This window comes from Pseudomonas sp. JDS08PS003, from assembly GCF_045013505.1.
Lineage (GTDB): Bacteria > Pseudomonadota > Gammaproteobacteria > Pseudomonadales > Pseudomonadaceae > Aquipseudomonas > Aquipseudomonas protegens_B.
Genome location: NZ_CP120724.1, coordinates 6,808,820 through 6,830,335, shown reverse-complemented (window position 1 = coordinate 6,830,335; position 21,516 = coordinate 6,808,820). Strand labels below are relative to the sequence as shown.

Below are 21,516 nucleotides of genomic sequence, written 5' to 3'. Positions count from 1 at the left end.
AATCCCTGAATACCACTATCGGTCGTTTTTGCCTTACTGCCATATGACCGACGCATTACAACTCTAGGATTTGCCTCATCTGCTAGATGAGGTCCGTCCATGAACCACTCCACTGCAACTGCCCTGAGCAACCCCGGCGCGCCGATGAAGGTGCGGGGCGTCCAGAAGCGCTTTGGCGCCTTCACCGCCCTGGACAACGTGTCCCTGGATGTCGCAGCCGGCGAGCTGGTGTGCCTGCTGGGCCCGTCCGGCTGTGGCAAGACCACGCTGCTGCGTTGCATCGCCGGCCTGGAGCGCCAGGACCAGGGCGAGTTGTACCTGGGGGATCGGGACGTTTCGCTGCTGGCGCCACAAGCCCGGGACTACGGCATCCTGTTCCAGTCTTACGCGCTGTTTCCCAATCTCACGGTAGAAGCCAACATCGCCTACGGCCTGGCCGGTAGCGGCCGTGAGGAAGTGCGCAAGCGTGTGGCGCAAATGCTGGAACTGGTAGGGCTGACCGGCAGCGAGAAGAAATACCCCGGCCAGTTGTCCGGCGGCCAGCAGCAGCGCGTCGCCCTGGCCCGTGCCCTGGCGCCGTCACCGTCGCTGCTGCTGTTGGACGAGCCGATGTCGGCCCTGGACGCCCGGGTTCGCGAGCACTTGTGCACCGAGCTGCGTCAGCTGCAACGGCGCCTGGGGATCACCACCTTGATGGTCACCCACAATCAGGACGAGGCCATGTTGATGGCCGACCGCATCGCTGTCATGAACAACGGCAAGGTCGAGCAGTACGCCACGCCCCAGGAAATCTACGATCGTCCGGCCACGCCCTTCGTCGCCGAGTTCGTTGGCCAGGGCAACTGGCTGCCCTTCAGCCGCAACAGCGACAGCCATGCCCAGGTCGGCGGAATGAATGTGCGCCTGGCCGACGGCTCGGCCAAGACCGCCTCGGGCCGGCTGTTCTGCCGTCCGGAGGCCATCAGCGTGAACCCGCTGGTGCATGAGGAAAACCTGTTTCCGGCCAAGGTCCGCGAGATCACTTTCCTCGGTAACCGCTGCCGCATGAGCTTCGAACTCAACCAACTGCCGGGGCATGCGCTGCTGGCTGAACTGGCACCGGAAGCCATGCCGCGTCTGGGGGCCCAGGACATCTGGGTCGCCTTGCCGCCGCGCAGCCTCCAGGTGTTTGCCTAAGATGAGCGTGCCAATGTCCCTGCCGCTACCTGCCAAGCGGGCGCGCCAGGCCTCTCGTGCCGAGATCGGCGACCGTATTTTTGTCGTCGGCGGCAAGGTTCTGCTCCTGCTCCTGCTGGGTGTAGCGGTGCTGTTGCCGCTGCTGGCGATCTTCTGGCGCGGTTTCAGTGCCGAAGCTGGACAGGGCGGTGGCTGGCTGGCGGCCCGTGAATTGGTGGCCAGCGCCAACTTCCACTGGTTGCTGGGCAACAGCCTGAAAGTCTCCCTCAGCGTGGCCGCCATCGTGGTGCCCCTGGCCTACCTGTTCGCCTACGCCCTGCAACGCACGCTGATTCCCGGCAAGGGCCTGTGGCGTGGCCTGTCGCTGTTGCCGTTGATGGCGCCGTCGATGCTGCCGGGCATTGCCCTGGTCTATCTGTTCGGCAATCAGGGGATGCTGCGTGGTCTGTTCGCCGAGAACATCTACGGCTTCTGGGGCATCGTCCTCGGCGAGGTCATCTACACCTTTCCCCATGCCCTGATGATCCTGCTCTCGGCCCTGTCCCTGGCGGATGCGCGGTTGTTCGATGCGGCGTCGAGCATGGGCGCCAGCCCCGCCAAGGCCTTTCGCAGCATCACTTGGCCGGCGACCCGGCAGGCGGTGTTCGCTGCGTTCTGCCTGGTGTTCACCCTGACCATCACCGACTTCGGTGTGCCGGTGGTGGTGGGTGGCGACTATCAGGTCCTGGCCCTGGAGGCCTACAAGGCGGTGGTGGGCCAGCAGCAGTTTGGCCGTGGCGCCCTGATCGGCATGGTGTTGCTGTTGCCGGCGTTGTTCAGCTTCGGCGTCGATGCCTGGTTGCGCCGCCGTCATGGCGATTCCATGAGCGGCCGCGCCCAGGTATTCAAACCGGCGCCGTCGCGGCTGCGCGACGCTTGCTACCTGGCCATCGTGCTGCTGATCTGCGCGGCCTTGTTGCTGGTGTTCGGCATGGCGGTGTATTCCTCCTTGGTGAAATTCTGGCCGTACAACCTGTCGCTGTCGCTGAACCACTACCAGTTCAACGACACCGCAGGGGGCGGTTGGCTGGCCTACCGCAACAGCCTGACCATGGCCCTGTGCACCGCGCTGATCGGCAGTGTGGTGATCTTCACGGGGGCTTACCTGATGGAGAAAACCAGTGGCCAGCGTGGCCTTAACCTGGCCTTGCGCATGCTCAGTTTCGTACCGATGGCGGTGCCCGGTTTGGTGCTGGGCCTGGGCTACGTGTTCTTCTTCAACCTCAACGGCAACCCGCTGCATGTGTTCTACGGAACCATGACTCTGCTGGTGGTGTGCACCATCGCCCACTACCTGACCACCGCACAGATGACCGCCACCACCGCCCTGCGCCAGTTGGATGCCGAGTTCGAGGCCGCCGCGCTGTCCCTCAAGGCGCCGCTGTACCGGCACTACCTGCGGGTTACCGTGCCGATCTGCCTGCCGGCGCTGCTGGACATCGTGCGCTACCTGTTCGTTTCGGCCATGACCACGGTGTCGGCGGCGATCTTCCTCTACAGCCCGGACACCATCCTCGCCGCCGTCGCTGTGCTGAACATGGACGACGCCGGCAACGTCGGCGGCGCTGCGGCCATGTCGACCCTGATCCTGTTCACCTCCGCCGGCGTTTCGCTGCTGCTGGCCTGGGCTTCTCGCGGGCTGTTGCGCCGCTCCCAGGCCTGGCGGCAGACCGCGCCGGGCCACTGATGCCTTGCTCACTCACCCTCTGATCTGCACTCACTAAGGAACCGCACCATGTTCAAGCCCCTGGCTCTTGCCGCTGCCGTCCTCTCTGCTGTCAGCCTGAACGCTTTTGCTGCGAAAACCGAATTGACGGTCTACACGGCCCTCGAAGCCGAGCAATTGAAGTCCTACAAGCAAGCCTTCGAAAAGGCCAATCCGGACGTGGAGATCAAGTGGGTGCGTGATTCCACCGGGATCATCACCGCCAAGCTGCTGGCGGAAAAAGCCCGGCCACAAGCGGACGCGGTCTGGGGTCTGGCGGCTTCCAGCCTGGCGATCCTCGATCAGCAGGGCATGCTGCAAAGCTACGCGCCCAAGGACCTGGGCAAGATCGGCCCGAACTATCGCGACGCCGCCAACCCACCGGCCTGGGTCGGCATGGACGTGTGGGCCGCGACCATCTGCTTCAACACCGTGGAGGCGCAGAAGCAGGGCCTGACCAAACCGGTGAGCTGGCAGGACCTGACCAAGCCCGAGTACAAGGGCAAGATCGTCATGCCTAACCCGGCGTCCTCGGGCACCGGCTTCCTCGATGTCAGCGCCTGGCTGCAGACCTTCGGTGAGAAACAGGGCTGGCAGTACATGGATGACCTGCACCAGAACATCGGCCAGTACGTCCACTCCGGCTCCAAGCCGTGCAAGCTGGCCGCCGCCGGTGAGTTCCCGATTGGTATTTCCTTCGAGTACCCGGCCGTGCAGCTCAAGCGCCAGGGTGCGCCGCTGGACATCGTCCTGCCCAAGGAAGGCCTGGGCTGGGAAATCGAAGCCACGGCGGTGATCAAGGGCACCCCTCATGAAGAGGCGGCGAAGAAGCTCGCCGACTTCTCCGCCAGCCCCGAAGCCATGGAGCTGTACAAGGAAAACTTCGCTGTCCTGGCCCAGCCCGGCATCGCCAAGCCGCAGACCGAACTGCCGGCCGACTACGAGCAGCGCCTGATCAAGAACGACTTTGCCTGGGCCTCGAAGAACCGCGACGAGATCCTCGCCGAATGGCGCAAGCGCTATGACGGCAAGTCGGAAAAGGTCGCCAAGCAGTAACCGATCAATCGCCTTCGTCGGCCAGCCGCTTCTACCGGGTTTGTAGGAGCCGGCTTGCCGACGAAGGCGCTCCCCATCCAGGACACAACTCATGACCCATCACAGCGATCTGCTGATCGTCGGCGCCGGCATCCTTGGTCTGTCCCACGCCTACGCGGCTGCCAAGCGCGGTCTGCGGGTACAGGTATTCGAGCGCAGCGCCACGCCCCTGGGGGCTTCGGTGCGCAACTTCGGCCAGGCCCTGGTCACCGGGCAACCGCCGGGCATCATGCTGGAGCTGGCCCGTGCCAGCCGCGATATCTGGGCCGACTGGCAACAGCTGGCGGGCCTGCCACTCAAGCGCAACGGTTCCTACCTGTTCGCCCGCAGCGACGCCGAGGAGCAGTTGCTCGAAGCCTTCTGCGCCGGCCGCGCGCGCGAGCACGGCTACCGCGTCGATCTGCTCCAGGGCGCAGCCCTGAATGATCTGTACGGCGGTCAATTCCGCCATCACCGGGCGGCGTTGCACGGTCTGGACGACCAGCAGTTGTATTCCCGGGAAGCCATCCCGATGCTGATCGACTACCTGCGCCGCGACCTGGGGGTGCAGTTCCACTTTTCGACCCTGGTGCGTGACATCGCGCCGGGGCAACTGCACAGCACCGCCGGCAGCTTCCACGCGCCACGCATCGTGCTGTGTTCGGGGCACGATTATCAGACCTTGCTGGCCGAGCAGATCGCCGCCTTGCAACCGCAGATCTGCCGCTTGCAGATGCTTCGCGCCCGGCCCCAGGTCAACCTGAACCTGCAACATGCGTTGCTCACCGGGCTCAGCTGCGTGCATTACGGCGCCTTTGCCGATCTGCCGGAAGCCGCCGCCGTGCAGGCGCAGATCCTGCGTGAAGCGCCGCACCTGCATGAGCACGGCATTCACTTGTTGATCAGCCCGACCCCCTATGGAGAGGTGATCATCGGCGATTCCCATGATTACGGCAGCGATCCGTCGCCTTTCAATGGCGAGCAGGTGGATGACTGGCTGATCGAGCTGGCCGAGCAGACCTTGGGCTGCAAGGTCCAGGTGGTGGAGCGCTGGCAGGGCGTCTATGGTGCTCGCGGGCCCGGACCGTTCTCCTTCCTGGAGGCCGCCCCCGGGGTCCATGTGGCCCTGATGCACACCGGGGTGGGCATGAGCGTCGGTCCGGCCATGGCCGAGGGCAATATCGCCCGGGTGCTGGAGGAAGCGTGATGAGTCGGCAGCAGGTGATTGATGAGGTTTTCGGCTTGTACGAGCGCTTTGGCGATCACGACTACATCGGCGAGCCGGTGTCGCAGATCGAGCATATGTCCCAGGCGGCGCAGTTGGCTCTGGCGGAAGGTTATGACGACGAAGTGGTGCTGGCGGCGTTCTTCCACGATATTGGGCATATCTGTGAGCAGGATGCCGAGAACATGCACGGTTTTGGCGTGGTCAGTCACGAGCGCCTGGGGGCGGACTATCTGCGTCGGGCGGGCTTCAGCGAGCGTCTGGCACAACTGGTGGAATACCACGTCCAGGCCAAGCGTTACCTGACCTTCAAGGAGCCGGGGTATTACCAGCGCCTGAGCGAGGCCAGTCGACGCACCCTGGAGTATCAGGGCGGGGTGATGAGCGCGGCAGAGGCGGCGGCCTTCGAGCTCGACCCGCTGTGTGCGGTGAGTTTGCGCATGCGCCACTGGGACGAGCAGGCCAAGGAGATGTGGGTGCCGGTGATGGACCTGCAGATCCTCAAGGACAAGGCCTTGGCGGTGTTGGCTTGAGCCCTTTCGCGGGCAAGCCGGCTCCTACAGAGCGCTGTAGGAGCCGGCTTGCCGGCGAAGGCGCTCTACGCCTGAACCAGCAAGGTTTCGGCCAGGGCCTCGATCTGCTCCTGACGCTCGGCCTGGCTCAGGCGCGCATGGGGATTGAGCGACGACCACTGCGGATGCGCCCGAGCCTTGCTCAGGGCTTCCGGTAATTTGCCCTCGCGCCAGCTCTTATCCTCCGGCGTGGCCAGACGGATGCTGTCCATGGCCGCATGCCCGCGCCGGTCCAGCGCCTGTACCAACTGCCGCTGACGCAACGCCAACAGCCGTAGCACGCTGTCGTCCACGGTCAATTCGCGCTGGCCCTTGAGCTTGCCCAGCAGGCGACTGCCGTAGCTGCGGGCGGTCTGCAGGGCGCCGCCGGCAATCGCTCCGGCCAACGCCGCGGCGCCTAGGGTCAAGCCACCTACCAACAGATCCACGCCGGCCCCGGCTGCCGCTCCCGCGGCGATCCCGCCACCGACACGCACCCCCAACTGCTTGAGGGTTTCCGGATTGAACAGGTCGTCGCCCCAACGTCCGTCCAACAGCGGCAGATCACTGGCCGAGGCGTCCTGAGGGCGGAAAGCGTAGAGCTTGAGCAGGGCTTCGACACAGCGTTGCTCACGCTGACGGATGGCCTGACGGAGTTCGCCAATCGCCTGCTGCTCCTGTTGCGTGTCGCTGGCCACGCTGCGGCGGCAGGCGGCGCAGTCCACCAGCAGTTCGGCAATCAGCCGTGCCGCACTTTGCTGGCGCGCCAGGCGTTGTGCCTGCTGGTCGTCGATCAGCCGTTGCAGGGCCGGGCGGGCTTGCTCCAGCAGCAGGGACAGGCTCTCATACAGCCGTCGTTCGCCGTCTTCCGGCGGCGCCACGCTGTCGAAGCGCACCAGGGCATGCAATCCCAGGCGAGCCAGGGCTTCGCGCCAGTCGCCTTCGCGCTGTTCGTCGCTGCTGACGAAATTCAGCACCGGCAGCAGTGGCTTGCCACAGCCGCTCAGTACTTCAAGCTCATCCCGGTACTTGGCCAGCACCGGTTCCCGGGCGTCGATCACATAGAACCCGGCGTCCGAGGCCAGCAGTTGGCGCAGGACCTTGGCTTCCTGCTCGAAGCGTTGCCGAGCCTCGCTGCCGTCGAGAAAGCGTGCCAGCCGGGCCGGGCCGTCCAGGCGTTCGCCGGGGCGTTCCAGGCGCTCTAGATAGTCCAGCAGGGCGATGGCGTCTTCCAGGCCCGGGGTGTCGTAGAGCTCCAGCAGGGGTTGGCCATCCACTGAGAGGCGAGCGCCTTCCACATGCCGCGTGGTGCTGGGGCGATGGGAGACTTCGCCAAAGCCCACGTCCCGGGTCAGGGTACGCAGCAATGAGGTCTTGCCGACGTTGGTGTGGCCGACCACCGCCAGTTTCAGGGCCCGGTGGCGTGGTTCAGTCATGACCGGTCTCCAGCCAGTTGAGGGGCGCGCAATCGGCGAACGGCAGCTCAAGTTGCTCCAGGGCAGCGTGCCAGTCGCCCAGGCGAGCCGAGTCCAGCGCTTGACCTGGAGGCGCTTGCAGCAGCCAGATTCGCGTCGCCGCAGCGTTGCGCGCCAGCTCGGCAATCAGCCCCAGGCTGCCGCGATCCGGCGAGCGCCGAGGGTCGCAGGCAATCACCAGGCGCGCCGGGGGAAAGCGGCTCATCTGCTCCAGCAGACGGTTGCGTGACTCTCGGTTGTCGAGGATGCCGGCGTCCTTGATGCTGTCTGGCAGTTGCGGTGGCCAGGAGCGCTGATGGTCCAGTTCGATGGCCACCAACAGCGCGCCGCTGCTGTCCTGGGCGCTGACGCCGGCTTCGACCCGATGCAGTTGCTCGGGGGCCGCGTCATTGACCCCAAGGCGTTCGCTGCTGGGCATCAGGCGTTCACGCAACTGGCTGTAGCCCGGCAACTTGAGGTCCAGTTGCAGACGGGCCTGTCCGTGTTTCCAGCGCCAGCGGCAGAACAGCATCAGCAGCAGGCGCGGCAGCACGCCGTAGATCACCACTAGGACCACCAGCCAGATGGCCCAGGACTGACGGACCAGCTCGGTGTTGTAGACATCCCGGGTGCTGGCCTGGATGGTTGCCACACTTGGCGCGCCGAGGCCCAGGCCTCGGGGCAGGGCGCTGATGGCGTTGGTAATGGCAACGAAGGCATCGGCGCCCAGCAGGGTGCTTTCCCAGACAAAGCTGTAGCGGTGGGTGGTCAGCAGCAACAGCAGCATGACCACGGCGCTGAACAGGGCCAGGCACCACAGGCCGTTGACCAGGGCGCCCAGGGCCCAGCGATTGAGCTTGCGCCGCTGGAGCAACAGCAACAAGGCCGGTGGTAACTGCGCGGCTTTGGCGTCGCGGGAGAATTTTTCACTCAGCCATAGCCACAGCCGGCCCAGGCTGGCGCTGTGCTCGCCGGCGAACAGCAGGCCGATCAGCCAACTCAGCAGCAGGATCAGGTTCAGGCCCAGCAGACTGCCCAGTGCCCAGAACACATTGACCGGTTGCTGGGTGTTGCCCAGGGCGCTGAAGGCCAGGCCGGCGCCACTGAGTACGGCCAGCAGCGCCAGGGCAAGCAACGCCAGGCGTGCGCCTTGCAGCCAGTGCAGCAACGCGCTGTGCAGACCGTCGCGCTGGGCCAGCCACAGGGCACGGGTCTGGATGCGGGTCGCCAGGTCGCCGCCCTGGTTGCGGGCCAGGCGGTTGGCTTCCTGATCGTCCAGTGGCCCGGCGTGTTCCTCGCGCAGGCGCACGGTTTCGGTCAGCCACAGTCGTTGCAGGGGAGTCAGTGCAGTCACGCGTCATTCCATCGCTCAAAAGTGCGCTGAGCATAACTGCTGCAGCGGCGGTCGGGTGAAGTTGCCAGGCTTGGGCCCTCTGGTATCCTCGCCGGCATGAAAAAATCTCTCCCTCTCAGCCTGATCGCGGCCCTCGGTGAAAACCGCGTGATCGGCGTCGACAACAGCATGCCCTGGCACCTGCCGGGGGATTTCAAATACTTCAAGGCCACGACCCTGGGCAAGCCGATCATCATGGGGCGCAAAACCTGGGATTCCCTGGGCCGGCCCTTGCCGGGGCGGTTGAACATCGTGGTCAGTCGTCAGACCGATCTGGTGCTCGAAGGTGCCGAGGTCTATCCGTCTTTGGCGGCCGCGGTAGCGCGGGCCGAGGAGTGGGCTCTGGAGCAGGGTGCCGACGAGCTGATGCTGATTGGCGGCGCGCAGCTCTATAGCCAAGGCCTGGAGCAGGCGGATCGCCTGTATCTGACGCGGGTGGCATTGAGCCCGGAAGGCGATGCCTGGTTTCCAGCGTTCGATCTGGACCAATGGCAGTTGGTGTCGGATGTGCCGAATCCGCCGGAAGGGGATAAGCCGGCGTACAGCTTCGAGGTGTGGGAGAAGCGTTAAGCGCTTCGCCGGCAAGTCGGCCCCCGTAGGAGGGGGCTTGCCGGCGAAGAGGTCAATCAAGCCTGAGCCAGTTCCTCGTGCTCATCGGCGTCCAGCAATGCCTTGTCGGTTTGCTGCATCACCTGGCTGGTGATGGCGCCGGCCGTCATCGAACCGCTGACGTTCAGCGCGGTGCGGCCCATGTCGATCAGCGGCTCCACGGAAATCAGCAACGCCACCAACGACACCGGCAGGCCCATGGCCGGCAGCACGATCAGCGCGGCGAAGGTCGCGCCGCCACCCACGCCGGCCACACCCGCGGAACTCAAGGTCACGATGGCCACCAGGGTGGCGATCCACAGCGGGTCCAGCGGGTTGATGCCCACGGTGGGGGCAACCATCACCGCCAGCATGGCCGGGTACAGGCCGGCGCAGCCGTTCTGGCCGATGGTGGCGCCGAACGAGGCAGCGAAGCTGGCAATGGACTGGGGAATGCCCAGGCGCCGGGTCTGGGCTTCGATGCTCAGGGGAATGCTCGCGGCGCTGGAGCGGCTGGTGAAGGCGAAGGTCAGCACCGGCCAGACCTTGCGGAAGAAGCGCAGCGGGTTGATCCCGGCCAGGGCTACCAGCAGGCCGTGGACCACGAACATCAGGCCCAGGCCGAGGTAGGACACCACCACGAAACTGCCGAGCTTGATGATGTCCTGCAGGTTGGAACCGGCCACCACCTTGGTCATCAGCGCCAGCACGCCGTAAGGGGTCAGTTTCATCACCAGGCGCACCAGACGCATCACCCAGGCTTGCAAGGTGTCGATGGCGTTGAGCACTTTCTGCCCTTTGTCGGCGTCATCCTTGAGCAATTGCAGCGCCGCGACACCGAGGAAGGCGGCGAAGATCACCACGCTGATGATCGAGGTCGGCTTGGCCCGGGCCAGGTCGGCGAAAGGGTTCTGTGGGATGAACGACAGCAGCAACTGCGGCACGTTGAGGTCGGCAACCTTGCCCGCGTAATCGCTCTGGATCACTTGCAGGCGCGCCATTTCCTGGGTGCCGGCCACCAGCCCTTCGGCCGTCAGGCCGAACAGGTTGGTCAGGCCGATGCCCACCAGCGCCGCGATGGCGGTGGTGAACAGCAGGGTGCCGATGGTCAGGAAGCTGATCTTGCCCAGGGACGAGGCGTTGTGCAGGCGGGCCACGGCGCTGAGGATCGAGGCGAACACCAGGGGGATCACGATCATCTGCAGCAACTGCACGTAGCCATTGCCCACCAGGTCGAACCAGCTGATGGAGGCCTTGAGCACCGGGTTGCCGGCGCCGTAGAGGCTGTGCAGGGCGATGCCGAAGACCACGCCCAGCACCAGGGCCAGGAGGACCTTCTTGGCCAGGCTCCAGGTGGTGTGGCGGGTTTGTGCCAGGCCCAGCAGCAGGGCCAGGAACACCAGCAGGTTGAGGATCAGCGGCAGATTCATTGGGGCTCCGATAAGACTTGTGTCAATCGCGGCTCAGGGCGATTGCGAACCGGCAAGCCTAACAGCTTGAAATCTATTGAATTAATAACGATATCGCATGGCAACTGTCGTTTTTGGAATAAGCCGCTGACGCTCAGGCGCATGCGGTTGGCGCTCTCGGGACGCAAGCGGTCGCGTAGAGACGAGAACTGTCACAGGGATTTGTTAGCGTCGAACCTTTCACTCAGGGAGAAACCGCAGATGAAGTTCGCGCCGAAATTTCTAGCCGTTGCACTCTGCCTGGGCCTTGCCGGCCAGGCCTTCGCCACCGAGTTGAAGCACTGGCCGCAGGAGCAGGCCAAGCAACTGGACGCGATGATCGCGGCCAACGCCAACAAGGGTAACTTCGCGGTGTTCGACATGGACAACACCAGTTACCGCTACGATCTGGAAGAGTCCCTGTTGCCCTACATGGAAAACAAGGGGCTGATCACCCGCGAGACCCTCGACCCGTCGCTGAAACTGATTCCGTTCAAGGACACCGCCGAGCACAAGGAAAGCCTGTTCAGCTACTACTATCGCCTTTGCGAAATCGACGACATGGTCTGCTACCCCTGGGTGGCCCAGGTGTTCTCCGGCTTCACCCTCAAGGAGCTCAAGGGCTACGTCGACGAGCTGATGGCGTCCGGCAAGCCGGTGCCGAGCACTTATTACGACGGTGACGTGGTCAAGACCATCGAGGTCAACCCGCCCAAGGTCTTCACCGGCCAGACCGAGCTGTACAACAAACTGATGGAGAACGGCATCGAGGTCTATGTGATGACCGCCGCCTCCGAAGAGCTGGTGCGCATGGTCGCCTCCGATCCCAAGTACGGCTACAACGTCAAGCCGCAGAACGTGATTGGCGTGACCACCCTGCTCAAGGACCGCAAGACTGGCGCCCTGACCACCGCGCGTAAACAGATCACCGACGGCAAGTACGACGAGAAGGCCAACCTTGGCCTGGAGCTGACGCCTTACCTGTGGACTCCGGCCACTTGGATGGCGGGCAAGCACGCGGCGATCCTGACTTACATCGACGAGTGGAAGAAGCCGGTGCTGGTGGGTGGCGACACACCGACCAGCGACGGCTACATGCTGTTTCATGATGTGGACGTGGCCAAGGGTGGCATCCACCTGTGGATCAACCGCAAGGACAAGTACATGACCCAGCTCAACGGCATGATGGCCAAGCACGCCGCGGCCCAGGCCAAGGAAGGCCTGCCGGTGACGGCGGACAAGAACTGGGTCATCGTCAAACCCGAAGACATCCAGTAACCCGGCCCGCTGCACCGCCCCTCTGTAGGAGCCGGCTTGCCGGCGAACAGTCCTTTGGATCTGGCGTCGCCCTTGTGGACGCCTTCGCTGGCAAGCCAGCTCCTACGGTAAACCGGTCCGCCAAGCCGCCCTCATCCGTAGGCGTCGGCTTGCCGGCGAACAGGCCCTTGGATCTGGCGTCGCCCTTGTGGACGCTTTCGCTGGCAAGCCAGCTCCTACAAGGGGTGTCTGTCGTTCGGTGCGGAGCTGGCGTCCGCTATAGGCGGAGAATGTTTCAACTTGTGACTGCCGAAGCCCCTCTGCCATAATCGCGCCCGTTTCCACTCCTCCTGCCTGCTCTCCCTGTGCCGGGTTTGTCCCCGTCTGCACGTAATGGACTACGTTGTGAGCTATCTCTCGATCGAATTCGGCCTCTGCTTCATCCTGTTCTTCATTCTGTATTGGGGCCTGGGCTTCAGTCTGCGTCTGCAGAACGGCCTGCTGCTGGCCGCCAGCTACGCGATCCTCGCCAGCTTCAGCCTGAACTTCCTCTACATCCTGCTGGGCTACACGGCCCTGGTGTATCTGCTCGGTCTGTTGAGCCAGCGTTATCCCGGGCGGGGCTGGGTCAATGGCCTGATGTTGCTGCTGGTGCTCGGGGCTTTTTATCTGTTCAAGTACCAGGACTTCTTCACCAGCACGGTGCAGAGCGCCTTCGCCCAGTTTGGTGTGGAAGTGTCGCTACCGTTGCTGGAGGTGCTGTTGCCGGTGGGGCTGTCGTTCTATGCCTTCCACTCGGTCAGCTACCTGGTGTCGATCAACCGTCGCGAGCTGACGCCGGGCTCGCCCTTTGACCTGGCGCTGTACCTGGCGTTTTTCCCCAGCCTGATTGCCGGTCCCGTGAACCGGGCGATCCCCATGCTGGAACAGATCAACCCGCCGCAGTTGCGTCAGGTGCTGGAGCCGCAACGGGCCCTGGGCCTGATCGCCATGGCGGTGGTCAAACTGTTCTTCCTCAGCTCCTGGCTGGCCAATGAATGGGTCGACCCGGTGTTCGACAGCCCGGTGGCCTTCTCGGCCGAGCAGATCCTGCGGGCGGTGTACGGCTATTCGTTCCTGATCTACTTCAACTTCAGCGGCTACACCGATCTGGTGACCGGTATCGCCCTGTTGCTGGGCTTTCGCCTGCCGTTGAACTTCAACTACCCCTATGCGGCGCGCAACCTCAAGGAGTTCTGGGGACGCTGGCACATCAGCCTGTCGACCTTTATCCGTGACTACGTGTATATCCCGCTGGGGGGCAACCGGGGGCCGGTGTGGCGCGGCAACCTGAACATGCTGCTGGCGATGCTGATCTCCGGTTTGTGGCACGGCGCCAGCGCCAACTTCATTATCTGGGGCGCGCTGCATGGCGTTGGCCTGGCGCTGTACAAACTGTGCAGCCCGTTGCTGGCCCGGGGGCCGAGCTGGATCGGCGCGGATCTGATGGCTCGCCTGCTGACCTTCCACTACGTGGCCTTTGCCTGGATCTTCTTCCGCTGCGCGACCTTGTCCGACGCCATGGACATGCTCAGTGGCCTGGGCGGCCTGTCCTTCAGCGGCCTGGCCGGCAGCGCCTTGAGCCTGTTGGGCTGCCTGTTGTTTGTCGCCTTCTACCCACGGATCGTGGCGCTGCTGCGCCGCCTGTTCGATGCGGCCACCGGCTTGCCGTGGCTGTTCTATCCAGTGCCGTTGGGGCTGTTCATCTGCGTGGTTATCTTCGCCTCACCGTCGGGCGTGCCGGGGTTCATCTATGCCAGTTTCTAACCGTTCGCCCTTGTCGGTCAGCTTCGGCAGCGCAGCCAAGGTGTTCTATGCCCTGGTGGTGACCAGCCTGTTGCTGGTGTGGTTCAACCAGCAGTCGATCCGTCTCTACTGCCAGCAGAAGTACCACGATGACTGCGAGATTCCGGGACTTTCGCAGAACCCGCAGTGGCGTTTTGGCGCGCAGCTCAACCAGGCCCTGGAAAATGCCCGGGTGGCCTTTGTCGGCAGCTTTGCCGCAACCGCCGACCTGAGCCTGGTGGCCCAGGCTGAAGCGGCCGCGGACGAAGAGCCTGCGCCGTTGCCGAAGGTCGCGGCCGCGCCAGAGCACCCGCCGCTGAGCACCGCTCACGCGGCCCCGGTCCATGTGGCTCCCCAGGCACCGGTCCCGGTGCATCCGCAGCCAGTGGCCGTGGCTCCCGTGGTCAGCCATCCACCCCAGGTCGAGCAGGGGCACGCGGCGCCGCTGATGGCCAGCCTGGCCACTGGGGATGAGGTGTTCTTCGTCGGTGATTCCCTGATGCAGGGCGTGGCGCCGCACATGGCCAACACCTTGCGCAAACGCTACAACGTCAAGAGCCTGAACCTCAGCAAGCAGAGCACCGGCCTTGCCTATCCAAGCTTCTTCAACTGGCCCAAGACCGTTGAGAGCACCTTGGCCAGCAATCCGAACATTCGCCTGATGGTGATCTTCCTGGGGCCCAACGATCCGTGGGACATGCCGGTGGTCAAGGGCAAGCCGTTCCTGCGCTTCAAGACCCCGGACTGGGAGGAAGCCTATCGCCAGCGCATCGATTCGATCCTCGACACCGCCCAGGCCCACAATGTGCAAGTGATCTGGGTCGGCCCGCCGAACATGGAGAAGCCCAAGCTGTCTACGGCCATGGCTTACCTGAGCGACCTGTACAAGAGCCAGATCGAGCAGTATCACCAGCATTTCGTTTCGGCCAACGAGATCCTTGGCTACCAGAGCGACGAATTTTCCTATTACCGCACCACCGGCGATGGCAAGAAGGTCAAGACCCGGGTCGACGACGGTATTCATTTCACCACCACTGGGCAGAAGCTGATCGCTGAGCGTGTGATCTCGCTGATCAACTTTCCCAGTCAACAATTGACGGAGCACTGATATGGGGCGACTGCAAGGCATTGCGCTGTTGCTGGGCATCACCTTGCTGAGCAGTTGCAGCCCGACCACCGAGGTCCAGGCCACACCGGCCTCGGCCCTGGCCAGGTCCGGAACCGGAGCGAAGAAGGTCGTGACCACTGGCAGCGACCCGAACCTGGCGTTGCTGGCACGCAAGTTCAGCACCTCCAACCGCACCCCCATCAACATTGTGCAACTGGGGGATTCCCACACCGCTGCCGACCTGTTCAGCGGTGAGGTGCGACGCCTGCTGCAAGCGCAGTACGGCGATGGCGGCATTGGTTTCGTGGCGGCAACACCGGTGCCCGGCACTCGCTATGAACGGGTGATCCTCGGGGCGGCCAAGCGTCAGTGGTCCCTGGTGTCGGCGCGTAACCAGCAGAGCACGCAGTTTCCCCTGGGGGGCTACCTGTCGCTGCCGATGACGCCGGGGGCTCGGGTGCATATCGCCGAGCGCCAGCCGAGCAACCAGCAGTACCGCATTTCCGCTCTGTACCAGGCGTCCAGCAACAACACCCTGACCGCCCGGGACAACCTCAACAAGAGCAGTCGCATGCTGGCCGCTACCGGTGGACAGTGGCGTTTCAGCCCGCCGTTCAACAACCTGACCCTGCCGCTGGACTTTAACGTGGCCAACAACCAGGGCCTGGCCCTGGGCGGCTGGAACATCCTCGGGCAGAAGAGTGCCGGGGTGATCTACTCCTCCCTGGGCATCAATGGCGCACGCCTGGATGTGCTGGACAAGTGGCAGCCCGGCTGGCTGGAAACCCTCAAGGCCCTGCGCCCGGACATGGTGGTGCTGGCCTACGGCACCAACGAGGCGTTCGATGACGATCTGGATCTGCAGCTGTACCGCAGTCAGTTGCAGGAAAAAGTCACGCTGCTGCGCAAGAATCTGCCCAAGACCGTGATCCTGCTGGTGGGCCCGCCGGACTCCATCAAGCGCCGCAATGCCGGGAGTTGTGCGGCATCGCAGCCGCAACCGCTGCGGCAGATCGTGCAGATCCAGAAGGACGTGGCGAAGAACAGCCGCACGCTGTTCTGGGACTGGCAGGCGTTCATGGGCGGGGATTGTTCGATCAGCAAATGGCAGGGCAGCGACCTGGCGCGTAACGACTTGGTGCACCTGACCGCTGATGGCTATCGCAAGAGTGCCGATGGCCTGTACCGCTTCCTGCGCGGGCAGTTGGGCGAACGCATGCCCTGAGCCCCCGGCCACCGGCTTCAACGGTGGCGGCGCCACCACCCCGAATGCTGCTGTAGGAGCTGGCTGGCCAGCGAAGGCATCCGCAAGGGCGACGCAAGGCCAAAAAAATGCCCCGCACTTGGCGGGGCATTTTCATTTCAGGGCAATGCGATCAGAGGCCGTCGAGCATGGCCTTGTTGCGCACCGCACCCTTGTCGGCGCTGGTGGCCAGCAGGGCGTAGGCTTTCAGTGCCGTGGTCACCTTGCGTGGGCGTGCCTCCACCGGTTTCCAGCCTTTCTTGTCCTGCTCGACACGGCGGGCTGCCAGTTCCTCGTCGCTGACCAACAGGTTGATCGAGCGGTTGGGGATGTCGATCAGGACCTTGTCGCCGTCCTGCACCAGACCAATGGCGCCGCCGGCTGCCGCTTCTGGTGAGGCGTGGCCGATGGACAGGCCCGAAGTGCCGCCGGAGAAGCGGCCGTCGGTGAGCAGCGCGCAGTCTTTGCCCAGGCCCTTGGATTTCAGGTAGGACGTCGGATAGAGCATTTCCTGCATGCCCGGGCCGCCTTTCGGACCTTCGTAACGAATGATCACGATGTCGCCTGCTTTCACTTCGTCAGCGAGGATGCCGCGCACGGCGCTGTCCTGGCTTTCGAAGATCTTGGCGTTACCTTCGAAGACGTGGATCGACTCGTCGACACCGGCGGTCTTCACCACGCAGCCGTCCAGGGCGATGTTGCCGTAGAGCACGGCCAGGCCGCCTTCCTTGGAATAGGCATGTTCGACGCTGCGGATGCAGCCGTTTTCACGGTCGTCGTCGAGGCTGTCCCAACGGGTCGACTGGCTGAAGGCGGTCTGGGTCGGGATGCCCGCCGGGCCGGCCTTGAAGAAGTGATGCACGGCTTCGTCCGTGGTCTGGGTGATGTCCCACTGGGCGATGCCCTCGGCCATGGTCTTGCTGTGTACGGTGGGCAGGTCGGTGTGCAGCAGGCCGCCACGGGCCAATTCGCCGAGGATGCTGAAGATACCGCCGGCGCGGTGCACGTCTTCCATGTGGTACTTCTGGATGTTCGGCGCCACTTTGCAGAGCTGTGGCACGTGGCGCGACAGGCGATCGATGTCCCGCAGGTCGAAGTCGATCTCGGCTTCCTGGGCAGCGGCCAAGAGGTGCAGGATGGTGTTGGTGGAACCGCCCATGGCGATGTCCAGGGTCATGGCGTTCTCGAACGCCTTGAAGTTGGCGATGTTGCGCGGCAGTACCGACTCGTCGTTGTCGCCGTAGTAGCGCTGGCACAACTCGACGATGGTGCGTCCGGCCCGCAGGAACAGTTCCTCACGGTCGCTGTGGGTGGCCAGTGTCGAACCGTTGCCCGGCAGGGCCAGGCCCAGAGCTTCGGTCAGGCAGTTCATGGAGTTGGCGGTGAACATGCCGGAGCACGAACCACAGGTCGGGCAGGCGCTGCGCTCGTACTCGGCAACCTTCTCGTCAGAAGCGCTGGAGTCGGCGGCGATGACCATGGCGTCCACCAGGTCCAGGCCGTGGCTGGCGAGCTTGGTCTTGCCGGCTTCCATCGGGCCGCCGGAGACGAAGATCACCGGGATGTTCAGGCGCAGGGCGGCCATCAGCATGCCGGGGGTGATCTTGTCGCAGTTGGAAATGCACACGATGGCGTCGGCGCAGTGGGCGTTGACCATGTATTCCACAGAGTCGGCGATGATCTCGCGGCTCGGCAGCGAATACAGCATGCCGTCGTGGCCCATGGCGATGCCGTCGTCCACGGCGATGGTGTTGAATTCCTTGGCCACGCCACCGGCGCGTTCGATCTCACGGGCGACCAGCTGGCCCAGGTCCTTCAGGTGCACGTGCCCCGGGACGAACTGGGTGAAGGAGTTGGCAATGGCAATGATCGGCTTCTTGAAGTCGTCATCTTTCATCCCCGTGGCGCGCCACAGTGCGCGGGCGCCGGCCATGTTGCGGCCGTGGGTGGATGTTTTCGAGCGGTAATCAGGCATGGAGCACTCCGGGCGGCTAATCAGGGAACAAATGGGGAGTGAGCTTCTATTGACCTCGGGAACACTCAGAAATGGCCGTGTGTCCGAAAGCTGCCGATGACGTCGCGGGATCGCCGCGCGCCTCAGCCTGAGCTCATAAACCCGCCGGGGGATGACTGGCGATGAATTTGCCGATTCTACACCGCTGGCGTCAGGAAGGAATGCCGTGGCCGCTCTGTGGCGTGCGATTGCCTGGATCTGACAGGGAGGCTGCCAGCCTGGCCGCTCCTGGTTTAGACTCGCCGCCCCTCGATCCCCTTCCAATGGAGCTGGAATGTCCGCGAACATGCGATCCCTGAGGTTCTACCTGGGCACTGGCCTGCTGCAGGGTCTGCTGCTGATGTGGCTGGTGCTCTACAGCGACTGGCCGGGCAGTGCCATGGCCGTGGTGGGCGCCGCGCTGCTGACGGGCGGCGGGTTCGTGCAACTGCTGGCCGAGCAGCGCCGCCAGTGGCGCACCTGGCGAGCCGCCCTGCTGCTCGCCTTCGCGGCGGCGGTGCTGGTGCAGGCCTGCAGTGAATTGCCCTCCACCCGTGGGGTGATCTACAGCGTGGTGGTGCTCCTGCTGCTGATGACGCTGCTCAGCGCCACTTGGCTGCCGGGACGTGACGGTTTTAAACGACGGCTGTTGGGTGACGGAGCCTGGATGCTGGTGGCCCTTTCCGCTGCGTGGCTGGTGCAGGCGTTGTTCGATTTCTGGACCCACGAACACCATCTGGACCCCTTCAAGAGCGGGTTCCTGTCCTTGCGCTACTTCACCGGGCCACCCTTGGCATTCTCCTTTGTCCTGTACCTCAGGGATTTGTGCCGTTTGCGCGATCTTCAGACGCAAGCGCCCTGATAACGACGGTTGACCAGGCTGTTCAGGCCCAGGGCGGCAGCACTCAGCAGCAGAAAGCACAGGCCCAGCGCCGTCACCAGGTTGCTGCTGCTCAGGTTGATGAAGCCACTGATCAGGCCGCCACTGATAAAGATGATCATGTTGCCCGCCGAAGCCGAGGTTCCTGCGTTCTGCGGAAAAATGCCCATGGCCCGCGAGGTTGCCACCGGGCGGGTGATGGTGGTGCCGGCGGTGCAGATGATCATCGGCACCAGGACCGTGGCGACGGACCGCTCGAACGGCTGCAACAACAGCATCAGCAGGCCGGACAGGGCGATCAGCCCCAGGCCGGTGACGATCTGGGTGCTGGCTTGCAGGTAACGGTTCATCACCCCGGCGCCGATGCCGCCCAATACGTAGGCGGCTCCATACAGCAGCAGTGCCAGCGAGTACTGGTAGGGCGAGAGCTGCAACTGCTCCATGAAAATGATCGGTGAAACGACGATGAACGAGAAATGGCAGGCGAAGGCCAGTGCCGAGATCAGCCAGTAGCCGACGAACGACAGGTCGGCAAACACCAGCCGGTAGGCCGTGAAGATATTCCGCTGACGTGCCGCCGCCGTGCCTGGGGTGTTCTCCAGCAGGAAGCAGGCCTTGAGGATGACCAACAGGCTGAGGCCGACAAATACCTCGAAGCTGCCCTGCCAGCCCAGGTGGGCCTGCAGCCAGGTGCCTAACAGCGGTGACAGGGAAATGAAGAGACCGCTGGCGGTGACCATGGCGATGCGCAAGCGCTCCTGCTGCTTGCCGACGAACATGTCCTGCACCAGTGCCTGGGACAGTACGAAGCAGCCACAGCCGACTGCCTGGACCACGCGAAACAGCAGAAACCAGCTGTACTCACTGGCGGTCATGCAACCGAGCGCCCCGGCGATGGCCACGCTCATGCCTGCCAGTAGCAGCTTCTTTCGCCCTAGGGTGTCTGACAGCGGTCCGACCACCAACAGGGAAAATGACAAGCCAATGGCGAACAGGCTGATGGACAGCGCGATATCGACGCTGGAGGTCTGGAAGCGTTCGGCCAGGGCGGGAAAGGAGGGGAGGATGACGTCCAGCGGGAAAACCCCGAGCAGGGTCATGGTCAGCAGCAGGATGATCGCTGATGTCTTTTTCGCGGTGGCGGGGGAGTGGCCCATGGTGCGGCGTCTCGGTCCTTGAGAGGGGCCGAGAATCCAGTCGTGGCGTTGCAAAGTCAATCGGTGGCGCTGGCCATTCCCGCGCAGGGCGGGAATGGCCGTCGGCCCGGGCTCAGCTGTTGGGCAGCAGGCGGCAGGTGATGCTCTTGATGTAGCGGGTTTCCGGGATGGCTGGGTGCACCGGGTGATCCGGGCCCTGGCCGCCGCGTTCCAGCAGTTGGATATTGCGGTCCAGGTGGCGGGCACTGGTCAGCAGGATGTTCTGCAGGTCGTCCTCGGGCAAGTGCATCGAGCATGAGGCGCTGACCAGGATGCCGTCCTTGTTGAGCAGGCGCATGGCTTGTTCGTTCAGGCGGCGGTAGGCGCCTTCGCCGTTCTTCAGGTCTTTCTTGCGTTTGATGAAGGCGGGTGGGTCGGCAACGATCACGTCGAAGCGTTCTTCACTGGCTTTCAGCTCTTTCAGGGCTTCGAAGACATCGCCTTCGATGCAGGTCATTTTCTCGGCGAAACCGTTCAGCGCCGCGTTGCGCTCCACGCCATCGAGGGCGAAGGCCGAGGCATCGACGCAGAACACTTCACTGGCGCCGAACGCCGCGGCTTGCACACCCCAGCCGCCGATGTAGCTGTACAGGTCCAGCACGCGCTTGCCCTTGGCGTAAGGCGCCAGGCGGGCGCGGTTCATGCGGTGGTCGTAGAACCAGCCGGTTTTCTGGCCCTGGATCACCGGGGCTTCGAACTTCACGCCGTTCTCTTCCAGAGCAACCCACTCCGGTACCAGGCCGAACACGGTTTCGACGTAGCGGCTCAGGCCTTCGGCGTCACGGGCGGCGGAGTCGTTCTTGAACAGGATGCCGCTGGGCTTGAGCACCTGAGTCAGGGCCGCAATCACGTCGTCCTTGTGGGTTTCCATGGTCGCCGAGGCGATCTGTACCACCAGGATGTCGCCAAAACGGTCGACCACCAGGCCCGGCAGCAGGTCGGAGTCGCCGTAGACCAGGCGGTAGAACGGCTTGTCGAACAGCCGCTCGCGCAGGGACAGGGCCACGTTCAGGCGGTGCACCAGCAGCGACTTGTCCAGGGCCAGCTTGGCGTCCCGGGACAGCAGGCGGGCGCAGATCAGGTTGTTCGGGCTCATGGCAACCACGCCCAGAGGCTTGCCGCCGGCGGCTTCCAGTACCGCCTGGTCGCCTGCCTTGAAGCCGTGCAGAGGGGTGGCGGCTACATCGATTTCGTTGCTGTAGACCCACAGGTGGCCGGCGCGCAGGCGGCGATCGGCGTTGGCTTTGAGGCGCAGGCTTGGCAGGGACATGACGTCGCTCCGGAAAAAAGGGCGCGATTATACCCCTTCGCGGGGCCCAAGCGATGGCCAATGGACCTGCGGCCAGGGCCGTGTAACCAAGT

Annotated in this window: 17 protein-coding genes; 11 read left to right on the top strand and 6 right to left on the bottom strand. The window is 64.1% G+C overall.

Annotation, left to right across the window (positions count from 1 at the left end; translation table 11 throughout):
• Positions 1-99: 99 nt before the first annotated feature.
• The 5 genes from P7C00_RS30575 (at position 100) to P7C00_RS30555 (ending at position 5,752) form a co-directional block, all read left to right on the top strand.
• Positions 100-1,176: a putative 2-aminoethylphosphonate ABC transporter ATP-binding protein gene (locus P7C00_RS30575; RefSeq protein ID WP_346633275.1), complete on the top strand. Its 1,077-nt coding sequence runs from the start codon at positions 100-102 to the stop codon at positions 1,174-1,176.
• 1 nt (position 1,177) lies between these two features.
• Entirely contained in the window at positions 1,178-2,902 is a 1,725-nt protein-coding gene (locus P7C00_RS30570) for a putative 2-aminoethylphosphonate ABC transporter permease subunit (RefSeq protein WP_404937857.1), read from the top strand.
• 48 nt (positions 2,903-2,950) lie between these two features.
• Positions 2,951-3,976, top strand: a complete 1,026-nt coding sequence (locus tag P7C00_RS30565) for a putative 2-aminoethylphosphonate ABC transporter substrate-binding protein (RefSeq protein ID WP_346633273.1) — start codon at positions 2,951-2,953, stop codon at positions 3,974-3,976.
• A gap of 91 nt (positions 3,977-4,067) precedes the next feature.
• Positions 4,068-5,201, top strand: coding sequence for a TIGR03364 family FAD-dependent oxidoreductase (locus tag P7C00_RS30560; RefSeq protein WP_346633272.1), 1,134 nt, complete (start codon positions 4,068-4,070; stop codon positions 5,199-5,201).
• Positions 5,201-5,752: a phosphonate degradation HD-domain oxygenase gene (locus P7C00_RS30555; protein ID WP_404937856.1), complete on the top strand. Its 552-nt coding sequence runs from the start codon at positions 5,201-5,203 to the stop codon at positions 5,750-5,752. The genes P7C00_RS30560 and P7C00_RS30555 overlap by 1 nt, the downstream gene beginning before the upstream one ends.
• 65 nt (positions 5,753-5,817) lie before the next feature.
• Here P7C00_RS30555 and P7C00_RS30550 read toward each other — a convergent pair whose 3' ends face one another.
• Together P7C00_RS30550 and P7C00_RS30545 are read right to left on the bottom strand one after the other, a co-directional pair.
• The gene (locus P7C00_RS30550; RefSeq protein WP_404937855.1) at positions 5,818-7,206 is read right to left on the bottom strand and encodes a GTPase/DUF3482 domain-containing protein; all 1,389 of its coding nucleotides are present in this window, start codon (positions 7,204-7,206) and stop codon (positions 5,818-5,820) included.
• Entirely contained in the window at positions 7,199-8,578 is a 1,380-nt protein-coding gene (locus tag P7C00_RS30545; protein WP_346633269.1) for a DUF2868 domain-containing protein, read from the bottom strand. Before P7C00_RS30545 ends, P7C00_RS30550 begins: the two co-directional genes overlap by 8 nt.
• A gap of 96 nt (positions 8,579-8,674) precedes the next feature.
• Here P7C00_RS30545 and P7C00_RS30540 point away from each other — a divergent pair, with 96 nt between their 5' ends.
• Positions 8,675-9,187, top strand: a complete 513-nt coding sequence (locus P7C00_RS30540; RefSeq protein ID WP_346633268.1) for a dihydrofolate reductase — start codon at positions 8,675-8,677, stop codon at positions 9,185-9,187.
• A gap of 56 nt (positions 9,188-9,243) precedes the next feature.
• Here the strand turns inward: P7C00_RS30540 and P7C00_RS30535 are convergent, their stop codons facing one another.
• Positions 9,244-10,635 carry an L-cystine transporter gene (locus P7C00_RS30535; protein WP_404937854.1) on the bottom strand — a complete coding sequence of 464 codons (1,392 nt, stop codon included), beginning with the start codon at positions 10,633-10,635 and terminating at the stop codon, positions 9,244-9,246.
• Between the two features lie 240 nt (positions 10,636-10,875).
• Between P7C00_RS30535 and P7C00_RS30530 the strand changes: the two genes are divergently transcribed.
• The 4 genes from P7C00_RS30530 (at position 10,876) to P7C00_RS30515 (ending at position 16,067) form a co-directional block, all read left to right on the top strand.
• The gene (locus P7C00_RS30530) at positions 10,876-11,931 is read left to right on the top strand and encodes a haloacid dehalogenase-like hydrolase (protein ID WP_402892729.1); all 1,056 of its coding nucleotides are present in this window, start codon (positions 10,876-10,878) and stop codon (positions 11,929-11,931) included.
• Between the two features lie 384 nt (positions 11,932-12,315).
• On the top strand, positions 12,316-13,716 hold the full coding sequence (locus tag P7C00_RS30525) for an MBOAT family O-acyltransferase (RefSeq protein ID WP_404937853.1): 1,401 nt from the start codon (positions 12,316-12,318) through the stop codon (positions 13,714-13,716).
• Positions 13,703-14,842: an SGNH family hydrolase gene (locus P7C00_RS30520; RefSeq protein WP_346633264.1), complete on the top strand. Its 1,140-nt coding sequence runs from the start codon at positions 13,703-13,705 to the stop codon at positions 14,840-14,842. Before P7C00_RS30525 ends, P7C00_RS30520 begins: the two co-directional genes overlap by 14 nt.
• A 1-nt stretch (position 14,843) precedes the next feature.
• Positions 14,844-16,067, top strand: coding sequence for an SGNH/GDSL hydrolase family protein (locus P7C00_RS30515; RefSeq protein ID WP_346633263.1), 1,224 nt, complete (start codon positions 14,844-14,846; stop codon positions 16,065-16,067).
• 151 nt (positions 16,068-16,218) lie between these two features.
• Here the strand turns inward: P7C00_RS30515 and ilvD are convergent, their stop codons facing one another.
• A complete protein-coding gene (gene ilvD / locus P7C00_RS30510) occupies positions 16,219-18,060 on the bottom strand; it encodes a dihydroxy-acid dehydratase (protein WP_346633262.1) in 1,842 nt (613 codons plus the stop codon).
• Between the two features lie 313 nt (positions 18,061-18,373).
• Here ilvD and P7C00_RS30505 point away from each other — a divergent pair, with 313 nt between their 5' ends.
• On the top strand, positions 18,374-18,940 hold the full coding sequence (locus P7C00_RS30505) for a hypothetical protein (protein ID WP_404937852.1): 567 nt from the start codon (positions 18,374-18,376) through the stop codon (positions 18,938-18,940).
• Here the strand turns inward: P7C00_RS30505 and P7C00_RS30500 are convergent.
• Positions 18,922-20,115 carry an MFS transporter gene (locus P7C00_RS30500; RefSeq protein ID WP_346633260.1) on the bottom strand — a complete coding sequence of 398 codons (1,194 nt, stop codon included), beginning with the start codon at positions 20,113-20,115 and terminating at the stop codon, positions 18,922-18,924. The genes P7C00_RS30505 and P7C00_RS30500 overlap by 19 nt on opposite strands.
• A 112-nt stretch (positions 20,116-20,227) precedes the next feature.
• Positions 20,228-21,424 carry a class I SAM-dependent rRNA methyltransferase gene (locus tag P7C00_RS30495; protein WP_346633259.1) on the bottom strand — a complete coding sequence of 399 codons (1,197 nt, stop codon included), beginning with the start codon at positions 21,422-21,424 and terminating at the stop codon, positions 20,228-20,230.
• Positions 21,425-21,516 lie beyond the last annotated feature (92 nt).